Below are 18922 nucleotides of genomic sequence, written 5' to 3' on the forward strand. Positions count from 1 at the left end.
CAGGCAGGGAAGGCATACCGGCCGCCACGCCGGTCACAGACGGGTCACAGACGGGTCACAGGCGGGTTACAGGAAGCTCATGAGCAATTCACGGACAGTTCGACGAGGTTTCAAGGATCGATTACCTCGGCACACGCATCGGTCGGCGCGGCGGCGACGTGCCCGACGACCGGCACGATCTTCAGTCCCGCCGAAGCGACCCGGCACGGCGCCGCCGCGAGCCCGCAGCCGCTGATGCCGGCACACAGCGCGAACGCCACGCCGAGTGCGCCGACCCGGCGAAGCGCGCCACGCCACCGATTGCTGCGCGATTCAAGCGCCATACGATCCCCTACTCCGATCTCTTTGCTGCGATAACCAGCAACGATTAGCCAGCAACGATTGCGGCCCACGCCGCGCGTCGCCCTGCCCCTGCTCGTTACTTCGCCGACACCGGTCGAACCGCCGCCGCGGCCTGCTTCGCACGCGAGCGCGCTTCGTCGATGTTCTCGCCGGTCGCGAGCGCGACGCCCATGCGGCGTTTGACGAAGCTCTCCGGCTTGCCGAACAGGCGCAGGTCCGAGTTGGGCACCGCGAGTGCCGCCGCGACGCCTTCGAACGCGATGCCGGCCTCGTCGCGTCCACCGTAGATCACCGCCGACGCACCCGGCGCACGCAGCGACGTGTCGACCGGCAAGCCGAGGATCGCGCGCGCATGCAGTTCGAACTCCGAGAAGCGCTGCGAGCACAGCGTGACGAGCCCCGTGTCGTGCGGACGCGGGCTGACTTCCGAAAACCATACGTCGTCGCCGCGCACGAAAAGTTCCACGCCAAAGAGGCCGCGGCCGCCGAGCGCCGCCGTGACCTTGTGCGCGATCTCGCGCGAACGCTCGAGCGCGAGCGGGCTCATCGGCTGCGGCTGCCACGATTCGACATAGTCGCCCGCGACCTGCACGTGGCCGATCGGGTCGCAGAAATACGTGCTGACCGCGCCGCTCGCCGGGTCGATCGCGCGCACGGTGAGCTGCGTGATTTCATATTCGAAGTCGATGAAACCCTCGACGATCACGCGCCCGAAATTCACGCGGCCGCCCGCCATCGCGTACTGCCATGCGGGTTCGACGTCCGCGTCGCGGCGCAATACGGACTGCCCCTTGCCCGACGACGACATCACCGGCTTCACGACGCACGGATAGCCAACCTTCGCGATGCCCGCGCGCAGCTCGTCGAGCGAATCGGCGAATGCGTACGGCGAGGTCGCGAGGCCGAGCTCCTCGGCGGCGAGGCGGCGGATGCCTTCGCGATTCATCGTCAGCTGGGTGGCGCGGGCGGTCGGGATCACCTCGGCGAGCGCCTCGGTTTCAATCGCGGCGAGCTCGTCGGTCGCGATCGCCTCGATTTCGGGGACGATCAGATGCGGGCGCTCCTGCTCGACCAGCGCGCGCAGCGCGGCGCGGTCGCTCATGTCGATCACGTGCGCGCGATGCGCCACCTGATGGCCCGGCGCGTTCGGGTAACGGTCGACGGCGATCACTTCGACGCCCAGCCGTTGCAGCGCGATGATCACTTCCTTGCCGAGCTCGCCGGCGCCGAGCAGCATCACGCGCGTCGCGGATTCAGAAAGGGGGGTGCCGATCCGTTGGCCGATCTGCATGGGAACTCCAGATAAAAAGTCGGGATGAGGGTGGGATTGAATAGACCGCGATGTTAACATGCGGCCCCCTCGCCGCGCGGCGCTCAGGGTGCGTTCGGGGTGCGCTCTGAGCGCGCTCGCGAGGCCGTGGCGGTCGGGCGCAAGCGTGCCGCCGCGTCGACGTTCGCAGCCGCGACCGCGCCACCGCGCGCATCGCTCGCGCACGACAAGCTTAGTACGTTACCCTTACGCCTTCGCCAGTTTGAACAGGAACGACGCCATGCTCATCCGCTCCCGCCCGCGACGTCTTGCGCGCATCACTCCGTGCCTGCGCACGGCCGTCGCCGCGTTGAGCATCGCCGCGCTGCTCGGTGCCTGCGCGATCCCGAAGCATCCGGATTCGTCGGCGCCGCCGCCCGATCCATTCAATCCCGCCGCCGTGCAACTGCTCGACGACAGCAGCTGGGTGCTGAGCTCGTGGAAGAACGCCGACGGCACGGCGCGCGCGGTGCCGTCGAAGGATCAGGAGCCGCTCACGCTCACATTGTCGACCGAAGGCGGCCGACGCCATGCGAGCGGCTTTTCCGGCTGCAACCGTTTCATGGGTTCGTACATGCTGAAGGACGGCAAGCTCAGCTTCGGCACCCTCGCCGGCACGCGCAAGGCGTGCGTGTCGCCGGGCGGCGACATCGAAAAGCCGTTCCTCGAAGCGCTCGAACGCATCGCTCGCACCGGCGTGCAGATGCGCGCGCCACAGCAGATGCAGCTGATCCTCGACAACGGCGACACGCTGATGTTCGATCGCAGCGACAAGTGATGCGAGTTTGCGCCGCGTTCGGGACTCGCGCTGGCCTTCGAAGCCGCGCGCTGCGCCGTTTAAACTCGACGGATTGCGCTTCTCGCGCGCTCCGTCATTCGTAGATGTCTGGTATGCACACGGTAGTTTTCGGCTGGTTCGGCGGGTCGGCCGTCTGGTTCATTCCTCTTTTGTGGCGCCTCGTGAAATCGATGCTGCCCGGCGGCGCGGGTCTGCGCGGCCCCGGCACGATCCGGCTGTGGCTCGGCTTCGTCTGCGTGCTGATCGCGAGTTGCACGCTCGAGGGCTCGCTGATCGGCATTGCCGGCGTCAATGGTTTCGGTCATGCGCTGGCCGCTGGGCTTGGGCATCTGCTCGGCCATATCGGCACGCCGCTCGCGGCGCTCGCGCTGCTCCTGATCAGCCTGCCCTGGCTCATCGAGTTCCGCTGGAGCGAGGTCGCCGCCTGGGCCGACGGCGCGTTCGGCCTCGGGTTGTCGCGCGGACTCGCGAAGCGAGACGAGGATGCGCGCCGCCACCGCACCGTCGACGACGGCGCGCCGTCGCACGTTTCGCCTGCCACCAACACGATGGCGCCGCGCAACAGCAAGGGTCGCTACGCGCGGCCGACGGTGTGGCGTCCGCCCGCGAGCGGGCGCGGCGTGGGCGCCGCCGCTGCGGGCGGTGCCGCGGTTGGCGTCGCGGGTAGCAAGGAGGCTGCCGCCCGTGGCGCCGGCGCAAACTGGCGCGCCGATGCGGCCGCTGGCGCGGCGCGTGGGCCGGCCAGGCAGATCGAGCCGGTATTGCGCACGGGGTCGAGCGCGCCGCTGCGTCCGGCAGCGTCGATGGCAACGCAGGCGCCGCCAGTGGACAAAGCTCCGGTCAGGTCCACGGCACCATTCGTGCCGACCGAGCCGGTCGCGCCGGCGGGTTGGCTGCGCACGACGGAGCCGCGCGCGGCGACGGCGGCGGGATCGCCGGGTGCATCGGCTTCATCGGGCATGTCGGTTCATGATAGCGCTGCGCAGGCCGGTCGGCGCTCGGTCGGCGAACAGCGCGTGGCCGCGCCGTTCGGCTCCAGCGCCGCATTGGCGGCGACGGCCGCCAATGCGTCCGGCGTGTCGGCGCGAGCGGCACAGGCCATGGCGGCCCGGTCCGCCACGTCGGGCGCCGGGATCGGCATGACGGCGGGATCGATGAATGCCGCGGGCCGCGGCAGCCGTCCGTCGCCGCTGCCACGTCCAGCAGACGGCAGCGCGCCGCTCAATCGCGGCGCGAGTCCGCGTCAGCCGTTCCCGGCGGCTCAGCGCGCCAACGGTGTCACATTGCCGTCGACCGTGCGCCGCCCTACACCGGACTTCACGCGAACGATGGCGAACGCGTCGACGGTCGCGCCGCCGGCGAGCGTCGAGGAAACGCTGCGCAGCATCGCGGAAAACACCGCGCGCTGGACCGACATGGCCGGCGTGAGCCTCGCGCGCAGCCGTGGCGGCGATGGCGCAAAGATTGGCGACGTGGAACGTATGTTGACCACGTTCGACGTGCCGCCAGCGCTGCCGGACGTGCTGCCTGTCGAAAACGGCGAGACGGTGTCGCAGTCGCAGTCGCAGTCGCAGTCGCAGTCGCAGTCGCAGTCGCAGTCGCAGTCGCAGCAAGAAGCGTCACCTGTGGAGTTGCCGGCTGAGCATGAGGTGGGCGGATCCGACACGTCGGTCGAGAGCACCAACGAAGCGGTTGCGCAATGGCCGACCGAACCGCCGGTCATTCATCCGCCGCTCACGGCCGCGCCGCTGACGACGGCTGCGATCGAGCCGGTGGCCGGCGTGGCGGCTGAGGCTGTCGAATCCGCGATTGCAGAGCCCGTGTCTGTCGCAGAGACGCCGGCCGACCCCGTGTGCGCGGACGCTGTGAGCGGCACGCCCGCAGTTGCCGAGCCGTCGGCATCCGCTGCGGCTGAGCCTGCCGCCGCGGAACCTGCTGCAAGCGCGCCGCAACACGAGGCGGCGACGGCGACGCCGTTCCAGCGCTTTGCAGCCAGCTTGCAGGACGACGCCACGCACGAAGACGTACCGGCGATCGAAGACCAGACGACGACAAACACCAGCCCCCCGCCATCGCAGGGGGAAGAATCCGCGCGAACCGTCGAACCTGCGACCGCCGACACCGCGACACCGAAGCAAGAGCCGGCCCCTGTCGCCGAAATCGTCATCGACAAAACGCTCGTGCCTTGGGAGAGCAAGCTCGGCCGGGCCGCGAGCGAAGGCGCGCGGCCAGGTGAGCCAGCAACGCCGCCGACGCATGCGACATCGCTCGCCCCTGCCCTGCCCGCTGCGACCGAGCCCGCGATCGACTCCACGAACGCCTCGCCGTCGTCGACTTCAACGAGCGCGGCGAACCTGGCTACACCGGCAACCGCCCCAGCCGTCGTCTCGAACGTGGTCCGTTTCCCTGGCGTTGCCGCGCCGGCGACCAGCATCGAGCCTTCGGTCGACGCAAACGCGACCTCTGTCACGAACACACCGGCAGCCGAACCGTCACCCCCTCCGTCGCCTGCTTCCGCGCCCACACCGCAACCGCTGACCCAACCCGCCACCGAGACCGCCGCCCGCGCGCCGCTGCGCGGCCTCGCGCCGGTCAACGGCTTCGAGTTCCATGCGCCGGCCGCATCGATGGTCGAACTGCCGACGCTCGATCTGCTCGCCCCCGCCGACGCCGACGTCGAACCGATCTCGGACGAAAAGCTCCGCGAAACCGGCCAGCTGATCGAGCAGCGCCTGCAGGAATTCAAGGTGCCGGTGACGGTAGTCGGCGCATCGGCGGGTCCGGTCATCACGCGCTTCGAAGTCGAACCGGCGCTCGGCGTGCGCGGCAGCCAGATCGTCGGTCTGATGAAGGACCTGTCGCGCGGTCTCGGTCTCACGTCGATCCGCGTGGTCGAAACGATTCCAGGCAAGACCTGCATGGGCCTCGAACTGCCGAACGCGAAGCGGCAGACGATCCGGCTCTCCGAAATCCTCGAAGCGAGCGTCTACCAGAACTCGCACTCGCAACTGACGCTCGCGATGGGCAAGGACATCACCGGCCATCCGGTCGTCGCCGATCTCGCGAAGGCGCCGCACATGCTGGTGGCCGGCACGACCGGTTCAGGGAAGTCGGTCGCGATCAACGCGATGATCTGCTCGCTGCTGTTCAAGGCGACGCCCGAGGAAGTACGTCTGATCATGATCGACCCGAAGATGCTCGAGCTTTCGGTCTACGAAGGGATTCCGCATCTGCTCGCGCCGGTCGTCACCGACATGAAGCTCGCGGCCAATGCGCTGAACTGGTGCGTCGGCGAAATGGAGAAGCGCTACCGGCTGATGTCGGCGGTCGGCGTGCGCAATCTCGCGGGCTTCAACCAGAAGATCCGCGACACCGAGGCGAAGGGCAAGAAGCTCGGCAACCCGTTCTCGCTCACGCCCGATGCACCCGAGCCGCTCGCGCCGCTGCCGCTGATCGTCGTCGTCATCGACGAGCTCGCCGACCTGATGATGGTCGCCGGCAAGAAGATCGAGGAACTGATCGCGCGGCTCGCGCAGAAGGCGCGCGCGGCCGGCATCCACCTGATCCTCGCGACGCAGCGGCCGTCCGTCGACGTGATCACCGGTCTCATCAAGGCGAACATTCCGACCCGCGTCGCGTTCCAGGTATCGTCGAAGATCGACTCGCGCACGATTCTCGACCAGATGGGCGCCGAGTCGCTGCTCGGCCAGGGTGACATGCTGTTCCTGCCGCCGGGCACCGGCTACCCGCAGCGCGTGCACGGCGCGTTCGTCGCCGACGAGGAAGTGCATGCGATCGTCGAGTATCTGAAGCAGTTCGGCGAGCCGCAATACGAAGAAGGCATTCTCGACGGCCCGCCCACCGATGGCGGCGCGGCCCAGGACCTGTTCGGCGAAGCGCCGGATGCGGAAGCCGATCCGCTGTACGACGAAGCGGTCGCATTCGTCGTGCGCACGCGGCGCGCGTCGATTTCGTCGGTGCAGCGGCAATTGCGCATCGGCTATAACCGCGCGGCGCGGCTCGTCGAACAGATGGAGACGGCCGGGCTCGTGTCGGCGATGAGCATCAACGGCAGCCGCGAAGTGCTGGCGCCGGGGCCGGCGGAATGAGCGCGCGGTGAACCGCAATGAAAAAACGGACAGCCTCACGATGTGATCTGTCCGTTTTTCTTTGCCCGCGCGTGCCGTGTGTTACGACGGTGATACCAGCTTGAAATCCACCGGCGCGCCGAGCTCGAAATGCTGCTTCGGATTCGGATCGAGCAGCCCCGTCTGCTGATCGCGCTTGAACACGTAGACCGTGTCGCTCAACTGATTGCCGACGATCAGCCAGTTGCCGGTCGGATCGATGGTGAACTCGCGCGGCGATTTGCCGAGGCTCGATTGCCGGCCGATCTGCTTCAGATGCCCATTGGCGGGATCGACCGAGAAAATCACGATCTCGTTCGCGTCGCCGCGATTGGACGCATACACGAAGCGTCCGTCCGGCGACATGTGGATCGCCGCCGCGGCCACCTGCCCCTTGAAGCCGGGCTCGCTCAATGGCAACGTCTGGACGAGCTTCAGTCTGCCGTCCTGGTAGTCGAACGTGCTGACGGTCGCCGCGAGTTCGCTCGTCAGATAGGCGTGCCTGCCGTTGGCGCTGAAGATCAGATGGCGTGGACCCGTGCCGGCTTGCTGCTGCGCGTAGCCCCAGTCCGTCACGACGAACGGGCCCGCGCCGGCGCTGCTCAGCGGCGCGTAGCGGTACGAGTACAGCTTGTCGGCGCCGAGATCCTGCGCGAACAGATAGTGGCCGTCCGGCGAGAACACGGTCGAATGCACGTGCGAGTTGTCCTGCCGGCCTTTCACCGGCCCGCCGCCCTCGTGATGCACGGTCTGCACCGAGGCGCCCACCTGGCCGTTCGCCTGCAGCGGAAACACCGCGAAGCTGCCGCCCGGGTCGGGCGCGACGGAATAGTTCGCGGTCAGCAGATACTTGCCGTCCGGCGAGATGCTCAGATAGCACGGGTCATTGCCATCGGACGACACCTTGTTCAGAAACGTCAGTTGGCCGCGCGCGGCATCGAAGCCAAATGCGCTGATGCCGCCGCGCTGCGTGGCCGGGCCGTTGTCGCCGGGCAGTTCGTTGACCGAATAGACGAAGCGGCGGTCACGGCTAACGACCAGAAACGACGGATTGACCGTCTGCGCGACCGACACCTGGGTCGCCGCGCCGGTCTTCGTGTCGAAGCGAAACACGTAGATGCCTTCGCTCTTGCCGCTGGTGTAAGTGCCGACCAGCATCGTATAGACGCCGTCCGCGGGGACCGGGCCAGCATCTTGCGCATACGCGTGCGAAGCAAGCATCGAAACCATGAGCAGGAAACCTTTTATCATCGAACGGGCGACGCGGTCCACGCCACGCGGACCGGAACCCTGTACGGCAACACTGGCAAGAACAGAAGTAAAAGCGGAAGCCGGAACTGGGCGCGCGGCAACGCACCCTGCGGCACGGCGACGGTGAAGCATGAGACCTCCTCGACATCGGTTGTCTGTACGGGCTCGCGTATGAGCCGGGGTACGAGCGGTTATAACGGTGTCTGGTCTGCCGCGCCGCGAATCGAGCGTCGTTCCGCGTTGTTGTTGTCGAAGTCAGTATAAGAGCGTTAGGTCGGATCATGCAGTGAATCCACCGCTGACGCGCGGCCTGCGCCAGCGGGTTTGCTCCCGCAAGCCGGGCCGGTTTTTCAAGAGTTTTCTCAATCGCGCACCACGCGTGTCAACCACGGAGTCTCCATGAACGTCACTCTCAGCCTGGGCCCGCTCGTTTCGCTGATCGCCGGCATCCTGATCCTGATCATGCCGCGCCTGTTGAACTACATCGTCGCGCTTTACCTGATCATCATCGGCATCATCGGAATCTTCGGCGTGGGCTCGTCGCATCTGTAAACGACAGGCGACGCGATACCGGGCGCGGTATTTGCGCCCGGTGTCGGGGTCAAATTTGCGAGAAAAGAGGGTTCTCGCGGTGCCAGCGGCACTCGCACGCATGAAAGCGCGGCCTGCGTCACGCAGTGACATAGGCGGAAAGCGGGCATCGCGCCACGCGAACAATCGACGTGACGTGGCGCGAAGATGCGGATACGCGAGCAGCAGCCCGCGCTACGAACGCTCGGTGCGGCCGCTCAACCGTTTGCCAGTTGTTCGAGGCGCAAGCGCCCCTGCAACGACAGCGCCCCGACCGCATAATGATCGGCATTCTGCTGATAGCGCCGGAAGCAGTCCCGCTCGACCAGGAAGGACGCGGCAGCCAGCATGCCGTTGCGGCTCAATCCGAGCCGGCCATGATCGAGTGGCAGCATGGAGTCGCCGGCAAGCTGGCTGGCGGCCGAGAGAATCGTGATGCAATCGGATTTCGAAGGGTTCAGCATGGCTTTCGTCCTCGGAAACGGCGTCTGCATGCGCCATGAGCAAGGCCGATTCGCAGTCCGGCGGGTCACCGGACATCGGCATGAAATCTGATTTTATGCATGGAATTGACAATTTTCCAACCCGCGTTTTGCCGCACTATGCGGTGAACCAAACACTGCCGATCGTGGTCCGGTAATTAACACCCGCTCGAAGCGCGGCTGCTGTCGCGATCCGTAATAACGACTCGTTTTTCGACACGCTTTCCATGCCTGCACACCTCGAAGACTACGCACTCATCGGCGACGGCCATACCGCCGCGCTCATCTCCCGCGAGGGTTCCGTCGACTGGCTCTGCTGGCCGCGCTTCGACTCGGGCGCCTGCTTCGCCGCGCTGCTCGGCACGCCCGACAACGGTCGCTGGCAGATCGCCCCCGCCACCCAGGGCGAGCACGGCGCGCCGACCATCACGCGGCGCTATCGCGGTGAAACGCTGATCCTCGAAACCGACTTCGAAACGCCCGACGGCGCCGTCACGCTGATCGATTTCATGCCGCCAGGCAACGGCTGGTCGGAGCTGATCCGCATCGTCGTCGGCAAGCGCGGCACCGTGCGCATGAAGATGGAACTCGTGCTGCGCTTCGACTACGGCTTCTCGATCCCATGGGTCGACAAGCTCAAACACGACAGCGGCATCAAGGCGATCGTCGGCCCCGACACCGCGGTGTTGCGCACGCCGGTCGAACTGCACGGCGAAGAGATGAAGACCGTCGCGGAATTCACGGTGACCGCGGGCGAGCGCGTGCCGTTCTCGCTCGCGTATGCGGCGTCGCATCTGCGCATTCCGCCCGCGCGCGACCCGCACACGTCACTCGCGCGCACCGAGAACCATTGGCTCGAATGGGCGGCGCGCGGGACTGTCGAAGGACGCTGGGCCGAGCCGATCCGCCGTTCGCTGATCACACTGCGCGCGCTCGCCTACGAGCCGACCGGCGGCATCGTCGCGGCGCCTACCACGTCGCTGCCGGAGAAGCTCGGCGGCACGCGCAACTGGGACTATCGATACTGCTGGCTGCGCGACGCGACCATCACGCTGCTCGCGATGATGCGCGGCGGCTACTACGACGAAGCGCGCGCCTGGCGCAGCTGGCTCGGCCGCGTGATGGCGGGCGCGCCGGACCAGTTGCAGATCATGTACGGCATCGGCGGCGAGCGACGCCTGCCCGAATTCGAAATCGACTGGCTGCCCGGCTACGAGGGCGCAAAACCGGTGCGCATCGGCAACAACGCGGTCGGGCAGCTTCAGCTCGACGTCTACGGCGAAGTGATGAATGCGCTGCATCTCGCGCGCGTGGGCGGCCTGCAGGCGGACGTCACCGCGTGGAGCGTGCAGCGCGCGATGCTCGCGCATCTGACCACGATCTGGCGCGAACCCGACGAAGGCATCTGGGAGACGCGCGGCGGCCGCCAGCATTTCACGTTCTCGAAGGTGATGGCGTGGGTCGCGTTCGACCGCGCGATCCGCTCGGCCGAAATGTTCAAACTCGACGGCCCGCTCGACGAATGGCGCGCGACGCGCGACACGATCCACGCCGAGGTCTGCGAGAAGGCGTGGAATCCGAAGCTGAACGCGTTCTCGCAGTACTACGGCAGCGACCAACTCGACGCGAGCGTGCTGCTGATGCCGCTGGTCGCCTTCCTGCCGCCGCAGGACCCGCGCATCAAGGGCACCGTCGAGGCAATCGAGCGGGACCTGATGCGCGGCGGCTTCGTGATGCGCTACCGCACGACCGAATACGACGACGGTCTGCCGCCCGGGGAAGGCACCTTTCTTGCGTGTTCGTTCTGGATGGTGGATAACCTCGCGCTGCAGGGGCGCGTGCAGGAAGCGATCGAGATGTACGAGCGGCTGCTCGCGCTGTGCAACGACGTCGGGCTGCTGTCCGAGGAGTACGATCCTGTCGAAAAACGTCTGGTCGGCAATTTTCCACAGGCGTTCTCGCACGTGGCGCTCGTGCACACCGGACTGAACCTGATGAAGCATGAGCAGGAAATGGCGCAGGCGACCGGCCATCCGGCGCATAACGGCATGCGCTCCACAGAGCTTGAGGTTCAGGCAAGCCCTTATAGCGGCGGGGCAGCATCGCCACTAGCATGACGCCGTGACAGTTTGCGTACACTGAATGCGAAAATTGTTGCATTGCACAAGATTGCTTTGTTCGATATTATCGATCCGACTGTCGGCCAACAACAATGTGCCCACAACCACAATGGCCCGCCGCAACGCTTCACGCGTGTTTGCGAAGCCCAATGCGAACCGCTTAAAACGGAGCAAACATGCTCTATCAACTGCACGAATTCAGCCGGGCGATGTTGAGCCCCCTCACCGCCTGGGCCCAGGCCGCATCGAAATCATTTGCGAATCCGGCCAGTCCGTTAGCCTATGTGCCGGGCGCCACACGCCTGTCCGCCGGCTACGAACTGCTTTACCGGCTCGGCAAGGATTACGAAAAGCCCGAGTTCAACATTCATCAGATCGTTAAAGACGGACATAACATCCCGATCGTCGAGCAGACGATCATCGAAAAGCCGTTCTGCCGGCTGATGCGCTTCAAGCGCTTCGCGGACGACAGCGAAGCTGTCAGCCAACTGAAAGACGAGCCGGTCGTGCTGGTCTGCGCACCGTTGTCAGGACACCACGCCACGCTGCTGCGCGACACCGTGCGCACGTTGCTGCAAGACCACAAGGTCTACATCACCGACTGGATCGACGCGCGCATGGTACCGCTCGAGGCCGGCTGGTTCGGTCTGAACGACTACATCGCGTATATCCAGGAATTCATTCGCCATATCGGCGCGAAGAATCTGCACGTGATCTCGGTGTGCCAGCCGACCGTGCCGGTGCTCGCCGCCATTTCGCTGATGGCGAGCCGCGGCGAGGACACGCCGCGCACGATGACGATGATGGGCGGCCCAATCGACGCGCGAAAGAGCCCGACCTCGGTCAATTCGCTCGCCACGCAGCACTCATACGAGTGGTTCGAGAACAACGTGATCTTCACGGTACCGCCGAACTATCCGGGCACGGGCCGTAAAGTCTATCCGGGCTTCCTGCAGCACACGGGCTTCGTCGCGATGAATCCGGAGCGTCACGCGGCATCGCACTGGGATTTCTACCAGAGCCTGCTGCGCGGCGACGAGGACGACGCCGAAGCGCACCGCCGCTTCTACGACGAGTACAACGCGGTGCTCGACATGGATGCCGACTATTACCTCGACACGATCCGCGTCGTGTTCCAGGAATTCCGTCTTGCCGAGGGCACGTGGGTCGTCAACGGCGAACCGGTGCGGCCGCAGGACATTACGACGACCGCGCTATTTACGATCGAAGGCGAGCTCGACGATATTTCCGGCGACGGCCAGACCTACGCGGCGCACGACCTGTGCAGCGGCATTGCGGCGAAGAACAAGCGTCACTTCACCGCGGAAAAATGCGGCCACTACGGCATTTTCTCGGGCCGCCGCTGGCGCACGATCATTTACCCGCAATTGCGCGACTTCATTCTCGAGCACAACAAGACTGCAAAAACGGCAAAAGAAAAAGTCGAAGCCTGAGCATTAAACTTGCAATAGCATATAAAAAGCCAACGGTCTCCTTCGAGGCCGTTGGCTTTTTTATCGCGCTTCATTCGTGATACTGATGTTCTGCCGCGGCGGCGATCACCACGGCACGGGCCGTTACTTTCTCAACAGATACGCGAGCAGCAGTTCGGTATTCATCTGAATCACCTCGCTGCGTTCGGCGGCGCTGCTGAAATCGCGCCCGAGCGTCGCTTCGAGCGTGAAGCGGTTCGAGACGATGTAGTAGCCCATGCCCGAAAGCGTCACGTAAAAACGCAGTGGGTCGATGTTGGTGCGAAACAGTCCCGCGCGTTGCCCGCGTTCAAGGATGCCGCCGAGCGTGGCGACGATCGGCGAGATCATCTCGCGTATGCGCGTCGACTTCTGCATATAGCGTGCTTCATGCAGATTCTCGTTGTTGATGAGTCGCAATAACTCGGGATGATCGCGGTAGTAGTCCCACACGAAATGGGCGAGACGTGTAACCGCCTCGACGGGCGCGACTCCGTTGAGTTCGAGCGTGCGTTCCGCTTCGTTGAGTGCGCTGAACGCGTGCTCGAGTACCGCGGTGAATAGCTGCTCCTTGCTACCGAAGTAGTAATAGAGCATGCGTTCATTGGTTTCGGCGCGGCGAGCGATCTGATCGACTCGTGCGCCGAACAGTCCTCCATTTGCAAACTCTTCCGCCGCCGCAAGCAAGATGCGGCGCCTCGTGCCTTCAGGATCTCTTTTGATTTTCGGCTGATTCATGGTGGCATCGTCTTCGTGAGCCGCGTTATCCGGATCGCGCCGCCGGCCTCTCCTCGAGCCTTTTTGTTGGCGGCGTTTAGCGGGCGCGTCGTGGTTGGGGAAACACACCCTTTTCTGCGGTCTTTCGAATGAAGCGCTTCGATTATGGCACATGGATTGCGAATGGCAATCCGGGAAATCGGCGATAATGTGCTATTTAGTTCAGGTCGTGCGATCGCACGGCAAACCCCCGCGCCGTAACCGTGACAGACGTCAAAACACTCGCGGATCGCATCGAAGATCTGCTGCCCCAAACGCAATGCACGAAGTGCGGTTATCCCGCATGCCGTCCGTATGCCGAAGCCGTCGCCAGCGGCGAGGCGAACTATAACCAGTGCCCGCCCGGCGGTGCCGAGGGCATCGCGCGCCTCGCCGCGCTGCTCGGCAAACCGGTGATTCCGCTCAATTCCGCCAATGGCGTCGAACGTCCGCGCCCCTTGGCGGTTATCGACGAACAGGTGTGCATCGGCTGCACGCTGTGCATGCAGGCGTGTCCGGTCGACGCGATAGTTGGCGCACCGAAACAGATGCACACCGTGATCGCCGAGCTCTGCACCGGCTGCGACCTGTGCGTGCCGCCCTGCCCGGTCGACTGCATCGCGATGCTGCCCGTGACCGGCGAGGCCACCGGCTGGGATGCATGGAGCCAGAGCCAGGCAGATGCGGCGCGGGCGCGTCATAACCGCCAGGAGGGCCGTCTCGCGCGCGAGCGCGACGCCGCCGAAGCGCGTGCTGCGGCGCGGCGAGCCGCGAGTGCGAGCGCGCCGGCGGCTGCGTCGGGCGCGGTTCCCGCGAGCGGCGCGACAACGCCGTCCGAGGCCCCGACCACCCCGAGTGCGGACGACGCCGAAGCGAAGAAACGCGCGATCATCCAGGCGGCGCTCGAACGCGCGCGCAAGAAGAAAGAGGAGTTGGCCGCGAAAGGCCAGGGACCCCTGAACACCGAGAACGTCAGCGCCGACGTGCAGGCACAGATCGATGCAGCCGAAGCGCGCCGCCGCCGTCTCGGTCTTGCCAGCGGCGAGGGTACGCACGGCTCGGAGCCGTCGTCCAACGAGTCCGACGAGTCAAAGCCGCCGTCCAGCTCGCCGCCGACCGCGCGCTGACCTCGCCCGCGCAACCCTCCTCACTCACACGGACCCGCTCCGCATGAACGCGAACAAACGCCGCGCGATCTTCGAAACGCTTCAGAGCCTGAATCCGCACCCGACCACCGAACTCGAGTACACGACGCCGTTCGAACTGCTGATCGCGGTGCTGCTGTCGGCGCAAGCGACCGACGTGTCGGTCAACAAGGCGATGCGCAGGATGTTCCCCGTAGCGAACACACCGCAGAAGGTGTTCGACCTGGGCGAGGAAGGTGTCGCGAGCTATATCAAGACGATCGGCCTGTATCGCACGAAGGCGAAGAACGTGATCGCGACCTGTCGCATTCTCCTCGACCAGTACGGCGGCGAGGTGCCCGAGGATCGCGAGGCGCTCGAAGGGCTGCCGGGTGTCGGCCGCAAAACGGCCAACGTGATTCTGAACACCGCGTTCGGCCATCCGACCATCGCGGTCGACACGCACATTTTCCGCGTCGCCAACCGCACCGGCCTCGCGCCCGGCAAGGACGTGCGCGCGGTCGAAGCAGCGCTCGAAAAATTCACGCCCGCCGAATTCAGGAAGGACGCGCACCACTGGCTGATCCTGCATGGACGCTACGTGTGCAAGGCGCGCCGCCCCGAATGCTGGCATTGCGTGATCGAGCCGCTGTGCGAGTTCCGGCCGAAGACCCCGCCGCCCGATCTTTAAGGGCAGCCCAGCTCGAAACCCCGGACCGCGCGGCGCGCCTGCAGCCCGAACGGCCGCCGCGTAAAATGATGCTTTACACGCAGTGCGCCGTGGGTACACACGCCGTCGCGCCCCGCGCACGCCCCACTCCCACCCACCGGTTCCACGATGTTCAATCCCAGCCGCGACGAAGTTCGCCTCTTTTTCACCGACACCTGGCGCAAACAGCGCCAAGGCGAGATTCTGACGCCGCTCGAGGCGATCGCCGCCGACTGGATCGTCGAGCATCCGGAATATCACGCCGACCTCACCGACGCCCCCGCTGCGCAGGCGCAGGACTATTCGCCGGAGCGCGGCCAGACCAATCCGTTCCTGCACCTGTCGATGCATCTGGCGATCTCCGAACAGTTGTCGATCGATCAGCCGCCCGGCATTCGCGCCGCGCACGAGCGGCTCGCCGCACGCCTCGGCTCGACGCACGAGGCGCAGCACGCGATCATGGACTGCCTCGGCGAAACCATCTGGGAAGCGCAGCGCACCGGCACGCCGCCGGACACGGACGCGTATTTGCAGCGCATCGAACGGCGCGCGACGCGCGACTGAAGCGACCGCATACCCCGACTCGATGCCCTCAAAGCAAAACACCCCGCCAAGGCGGGGTGTTCTGCTTTTGAAGCCGCGGCGCGAGACCCGCGCCCTACGCTCACTTCTTCTGCACGAGGTCGCCTTCCAGCGATTCGACGTAAGCGGCGATGTCCTTCATGTCGCCTAGCGACAGGCTCTGCACCTGTGCCTGCATGATCGCGTTGTTGCGGCCGAGGTGCGGATTGCCGGTGCCCATCTGGTACTGACGCAGCGCCCAGTACACATAGTCAGAGTGCTGACCGGCCAGCTTCGGATACTCCGGGCTCACCGGCTTGTTCAGGCCGGGACCGTGGCAGGCCGCGCAGTTGTGACTGTCGGCGAGCACCTTGCCGTTGCCCGCGTCAGCCGCGTGAGCGACGTTCGCCACGGCCAGACCGATTACCGCCGCCGCGCCGACCGCCTTGAATACCGTGTGGAGTGCCTGTTGGGGCTTGATCATGAAATCTCCTATCCCGCGAATTGGATGTACTGGTGACCGACGCCGATCACTTGTCGGGATTGTTTTTCGAAGCGGCAGTTTGCGCTGCGTAGTAGGCGGCGATGTCGGCAATGTCCTGATCCGACAGCGACGTTGCGATTGCATGCATCGTGTCGAAATGGCGGTCGCCCTTCTTGTAGGCGCGCAGCGCGATCTCGAGGTAGGCCTGATTTTGCCCGCCGAGCTTCGGCACGCGGAAAACCTCTGGATAAGCCGTACGATATTCAGGGATGCCGTGGCAGCCGATACACATCGCGACCTTGTCCTGGCCCGCCTTGGCGTTGCCTACGACATCCGCTGCCTGCGCACTGACCGCGCACCCCGCGAGCACCGACAGCGCTGCGATCACGACGTGTTTGCCGACGAATTTATTCATAGATGTAACCTGGCTTGAGGGGAAACGGGTGCCCACAAAGGCAGCGGTCCGGCCGTTCTTCTTATGAGGTGGCCACGCAGGCCAAAAAAATCGGGCCCATTGTACCGCGACGCCGCGCCGAACGTCCACAACACGCGGGAGCCGCGCAACGCCCGTCTGGACGGGCCGCGCGCCATGCTCGCGGCGGCTTCGCGATGACGCCACAGCGGCGCCGGCGCGTCTACCCCGGCACGGCTGACAACATACGTGAGCCGGTTTCGGGCCAACAGGCCTTCTGACTTATACTGGGTTTTTTCCCGAACAAGAGCATCTCGCCATGCGTTTCGAAGGCTCATCGCAGTACGTCGCCACCGACGACCTCAAGCTCGCGGTCAACGCCGCGATGACGCTCAAGCGTCCGCTCCTGATCAAGGGCGAACCCGGCACCGGCAAGACCATGCTCGCCGAGGAAGTCGCCGCCGCGCTCGGCATGCCGCTCTTGCAATGGCACATCAAGTCGACCACCAAGGCCCAGCAGGGCTTGTACGAATACGACGCGGTGTCGCGACTGCGCGATTCGCAGCTCGGCGACGAACGCGTGAAGGACATCCGCAACTACATCGTCAAGGGTGTGCTGTGGCAGGCGTTCGAATCGGACGAGCAGAGCGTGCTGCTGATCGACGAGATCGACAAGGCCGACATCGAATTCCCGAACGACCTGCTGCGCGAACTCGACCGCATGGAGTTCTACGTGTACGAGACGCGCGAGCTGGTGCGCGCGAAGCATCGGCCGCTCGTGATCATCACGTCGAACAACGAGAAGGAATTGCCCGACGCGTTCCTGCGCCGCTGCTTCTTCCACTACATCAAGTTTCCGGACGCGACGACGATGCAGCAGATCGTCGACGTGCACTACCCCGGCATCAAGAAGGACCTGCTCGCCGCCGCGCTGCAGAGCTTCTTCGAGCTGCGCAACGTCGCCGGGCTGAAGAAGAAGCCGTCCACCTCCGAATTGCTCGACTGGCTCAAGCTGCTGCTCGCCGAAGACATTCCGCCCGAAGCGCTGCGCTCGGCCGACCCCAAGCAGATCGTGCCGCCGCTGCACGGCGCGCTGCTGAAGAACGAACAGGACGTGGGCCTGTTCGAGCGGCTGCTGTTCATGAACCGCAACAACCGTTGAGCGCGCACCGCGCCGCAGGACCTCCAGCATGCTGATCGACTTCTTCTACTCGCTGCGCGCCGCCAAACTGCCGGTCTCGGTGAAGGAATACCTGACGCTGCTCGAAGCGCTGAAGGCCAACGTGATCGCGCCGTCGCTCGACGAGTTCTACTACCTGTCGCGCATCACGCTCGTGAAGGACGAGCAGTACTTCGACAAGTTCGACCAGGCGTTCGGCGCCTTTTTCAACGGGGTCGCTGCAAGCTCGGAGCTCGCGTTCGAGATTCCGCTCGACTGGCTGAAGAAGAAGCTGCAACGCGATCTGTCGCCCGAGGAAAAGGCGCAGATCGAGGCGATGGGCGGCATCGACAAGCTGATGGAGCGCCTGAAGGAACTGTTCGACGAGCAGAAGGAGCGCCACGAGGGCGGCAACAAATGGATCGGCACGGGCGGCACCTCGCCGTTCGGCAACGGCGGCTACAACCCCGAGGGTGTGCGCATCGGCGGCGACGCGGCCGGCAATCGCACCGCCGTCAAGGTCTGGGAAGCGCGCGCGTACCGCGACTACGACGACCAGGTCGAGATCGGCACGCGCAACATCAAGGTCGCGCTGCGGCGCTTGCGCCGCTTCGCCCGCGAGGGCGCCGCGGAAGAGCTCGACCTGCCCGACACCATCCGCAGCACCGCCGCGAACGCCGGCTGGCTCGATCTGAAGATGGTGCCCGAGCGGCACAACAACGTGAAGGTGCTGATGCTGCTCGATGTCGGCGGCTCAATGGACGATCACGTGAAGCGCACCGAGGAGCTGTTCTCGGCCGCGAAGGCCGAGTTCAAGCACCTCGAGTTCTATTACTTCCACAACTGCGTGTACGACTTCCTGTGGAAGAACAACCGCCGCCGCCACGCCGAGCGCACGCCGACGTGGGACGTGCTGCACAAGTTCACGCCGGACTACAAGCTGATCTTCGTCGGCGACGCGACGATGAGCCCGTACGAAGTGTTGCAGCCGGGCGGCTCGGTCGAGTACAACAACGCCGAGGCCGGCGCGGTGTGGCTGCGCCGGCTCGCCGATCATTTCCCGCACTTCGCGTGGCTGAACCCGGAACCGGAAGCGCTGTGGCCGTACCGGCAGTCGGTCAGCGCGATCCGCGAAGTGCTGGGCCACCGCATGTATCCGCTGACGCTCGCGGGCTTGGAGACGGCCATGCGGGTGCTGAGCAAGTAACGCCCGTCATTCCGGAACCCGCGTCCCGACGCTTCAAC

At 65.3% G+C, this 18922-nt stretch carries 18 protein-coding genes; 11 read left to right on the top strand and 7 right to left on the bottom strand.

The annotated features are described in order from the left end of the window. Window positions 1-110: 110 nt before the first annotated feature. Together QFZ91_RS10675 and purT are read right to left on the bottom strand one after the other, a co-directional pair. Complete coding sequence (locus QFZ91_RS10675) at window positions 111-323, bottom strand: DUF6726 family protein (RefSeq protein WP_176380775.1); 213 nt, start codon at window positions 321-323, stop codon at window positions 111-113. Between the two features lie 95 nt (window positions 324-418). After that, entirely contained in the window at window positions 419-1633 is a 1215-nt protein-coding gene (purT, locus tag QFZ91_RS10680) for a formate-dependent phosphoribosylglycinamide formyltransferase (protein WP_429567211.1), read from the bottom strand. Window positions 1634-1892: 259 nt separating this feature from the next. Here purT and QFZ91_RS10685 point away from each other — a divergent pair, with 259 nt between their 5' ends. Continuing rightward, entirely contained in the window at window positions 1893-2429 is a 537-nt protein-coding gene (locus QFZ91_RS10685) for an META domain-containing protein (protein ID WP_176380773.1), read from the top strand. A gap of 113 nt (window positions 2430-2542) precedes the next feature. Continuing rightward, complete coding sequence (locus QFZ91_RS10690) at window positions 2543-6559, top strand: DNA translocase FtsK (protein ID WP_429567212.1); 4017 nt, start codon at window positions 2543-2545, stop codon at window positions 6557-6559. 81 nt (window positions 6560-6640) lie between these two features. On the opposite strand, the gene QFZ91_RS10695 is transcribed toward QFZ91_RS10690, so the two are convergent. Then, entirely contained in the window at window positions 6641-7960 is a 1320-nt protein-coding gene (locus tag QFZ91_RS10695; protein ID WP_429567213.1) for a lactonase family protein, read from the bottom strand. A gap of 267 nt (window positions 7961-8227) precedes the next feature. Here QFZ91_RS10695 and QFZ91_RS10700 point away from each other — a divergent pair, with 267 nt between their 5' ends. Then, a complete protein-coding gene (locus QFZ91_RS10700) occupies window positions 8228-8380 on the top strand; it encodes a DUF3096 domain-containing protein (protein WP_013088853.1) in 153 nt (50 codons plus the stop codon). A gap of 236 nt (window positions 8381-8616) precedes the next feature. On the opposite strand, the gene QFZ91_RS10705 is transcribed toward QFZ91_RS10700, so the two are convergent. Beyond that, on the bottom strand, window positions 8617-8862 hold the full coding sequence (locus tag QFZ91_RS10705) for a hypothetical protein (RefSeq protein ID WP_176121351.1): 246 nt from the start codon (window positions 8860-8862) through the stop codon (window positions 8617-8619). 35 nt (window positions 8863-8897) lie between these two features. Here QFZ91_RS10705 and QFZ91_RS10710 point away from each other — a divergent pair, with 35 nt between their 5' ends. From QFZ91_RS10710 to QFZ91_RS10720, 3 genes are all read left to right on the top strand, one after another. Continuing rightward, complete coding sequence (locus QFZ91_RS10710) at window positions 8898-9038, top strand: hypothetical protein (protein ID WP_368716741.1); 141 nt, start codon at window positions 8898-8900, stop codon at window positions 9036-9038. Between the two features lie 69 nt (window positions 9039-9107). Next, window positions 9108-10997 (top strand): glycoside hydrolase family 15 protein, encoded by a 1890-nt coding sequence (locus tag QFZ91_RS10715; protein ID WP_429567214.1) that lies wholly within the window; start codon window positions 9108-9110, stop codon window positions 10995-10997. A 179-nt stretch (window positions 10998-11176) separates the two neighbouring features. Then, the gene (locus QFZ91_RS10720) at window positions 11177-12454 is read left to right on the top strand and encodes a polyhydroxyalkanoate depolymerase (protein ID WP_176109197.1); all 1278 of its coding nucleotides are present in this window, start codon (window positions 11177-11179) and stop codon (window positions 12452-12454) included. Window positions 12455-12577: 123 nt separating this feature from the next. Here the strand turns inward: QFZ91_RS10720 and QFZ91_RS10725 are convergent, their stop codons facing one another. After that, entirely contained in the window at window positions 12578-13210 is a 633-nt protein-coding gene (locus QFZ91_RS10725; protein ID WP_176109198.1) for a TetR family transcriptional regulator, read from the bottom strand. A gap of 242 nt (window positions 13211-13452) precedes the next feature. Here QFZ91_RS10725 and rsxB point away from each other — a divergent pair, with 242 nt between their 5' ends. The 3 genes from rsxB to QFZ91_RS10740 all read left to right on the top strand — a co-directional run bounded on the left by rsxB (window position 13453) and on the right by QFZ91_RS10740 (window position 15625). Then, window positions 13453-14355 (top strand): electron transport complex subunit RsxB, encoded by a 903-nt coding sequence (gene rsxB / locus QFZ91_RS10730; protein ID WP_429567215.1) that lies wholly within the window; start codon window positions 13453-13455, stop codon window positions 14353-14355. Window positions 14356-14398: 43 nt separating this feature from the next. Next, window positions 14399-15043: an endonuclease III gene (gene nth, locus QFZ91_RS10735; RefSeq protein WP_429567216.1), complete on the top strand. Its 645-nt coding sequence runs from the start codon at window positions 14399-14401 to the stop codon at window positions 15041-15043. Window positions 15044-15190: 147 nt separating this feature from the next. After that, entirely contained in the window at window positions 15191-15625 is a 435-nt protein-coding gene (locus QFZ91_RS10740; RefSeq protein WP_176109201.1) for a DUF1841 family protein, read from the top strand. Window positions 15626-15725: 100 nt separating this feature from the next. Here QFZ91_RS10740 and QFZ91_RS10745 read toward each other — a convergent pair whose 3' ends face one another. Continuing rightward, complete coding sequence (locus QFZ91_RS10745) at window positions 15726-16106, bottom strand: c-type cytochrome (protein ID WP_176109202.1); 381 nt, start codon at window positions 16104-16106, stop codon at window positions 15726-15728. 46 nt (window positions 16107-16152) lie between these two features. Beyond that, on the bottom strand, window positions 16153-16521 hold the full coding sequence (locus QFZ91_RS10750) for a c-type cytochrome (protein WP_429567217.1): 369 nt from the start codon (window positions 16519-16521) through the stop codon (window positions 16153-16155). Between the two features lie 316 nt (window positions 16522-16837). Here QFZ91_RS10750 and QFZ91_RS10755 point away from each other — a divergent pair, with 316 nt between their 5' ends. Both QFZ91_RS10755 and QFZ91_RS10760 read left to right on the top strand, forming a co-directional pair. Continuing rightward, entirely contained in the window at window positions 16838-17680 is an 843-nt protein-coding gene (locus QFZ91_RS10755; protein ID WP_429567218.1) for an AAA family ATPase, read from the top strand. A 28-nt stretch (window positions 17681-17708) separates the two neighbouring features. Further along, window positions 17709-18884 (top strand): vWA domain-containing protein, encoded by a 1176-nt coding sequence (locus tag QFZ91_RS10760; RefSeq protein WP_176121247.1) that lies wholly within the window; start codon window positions 17709-17711, stop codon window positions 18882-18884. The last annotated feature ends 38 nt before the right edge of the window (window positions 18885-18922 follow it).

The organism is Paraburkholderia sp. JPY419 (assembly GCF_050435705.1).
Taxonomy (GTDB): domain Bacteria; phylum Pseudomonadota; class Gammaproteobacteria; order Burkholderiales; family Burkholderiaceae; genus Paraburkholderia; species Paraburkholderia youngii.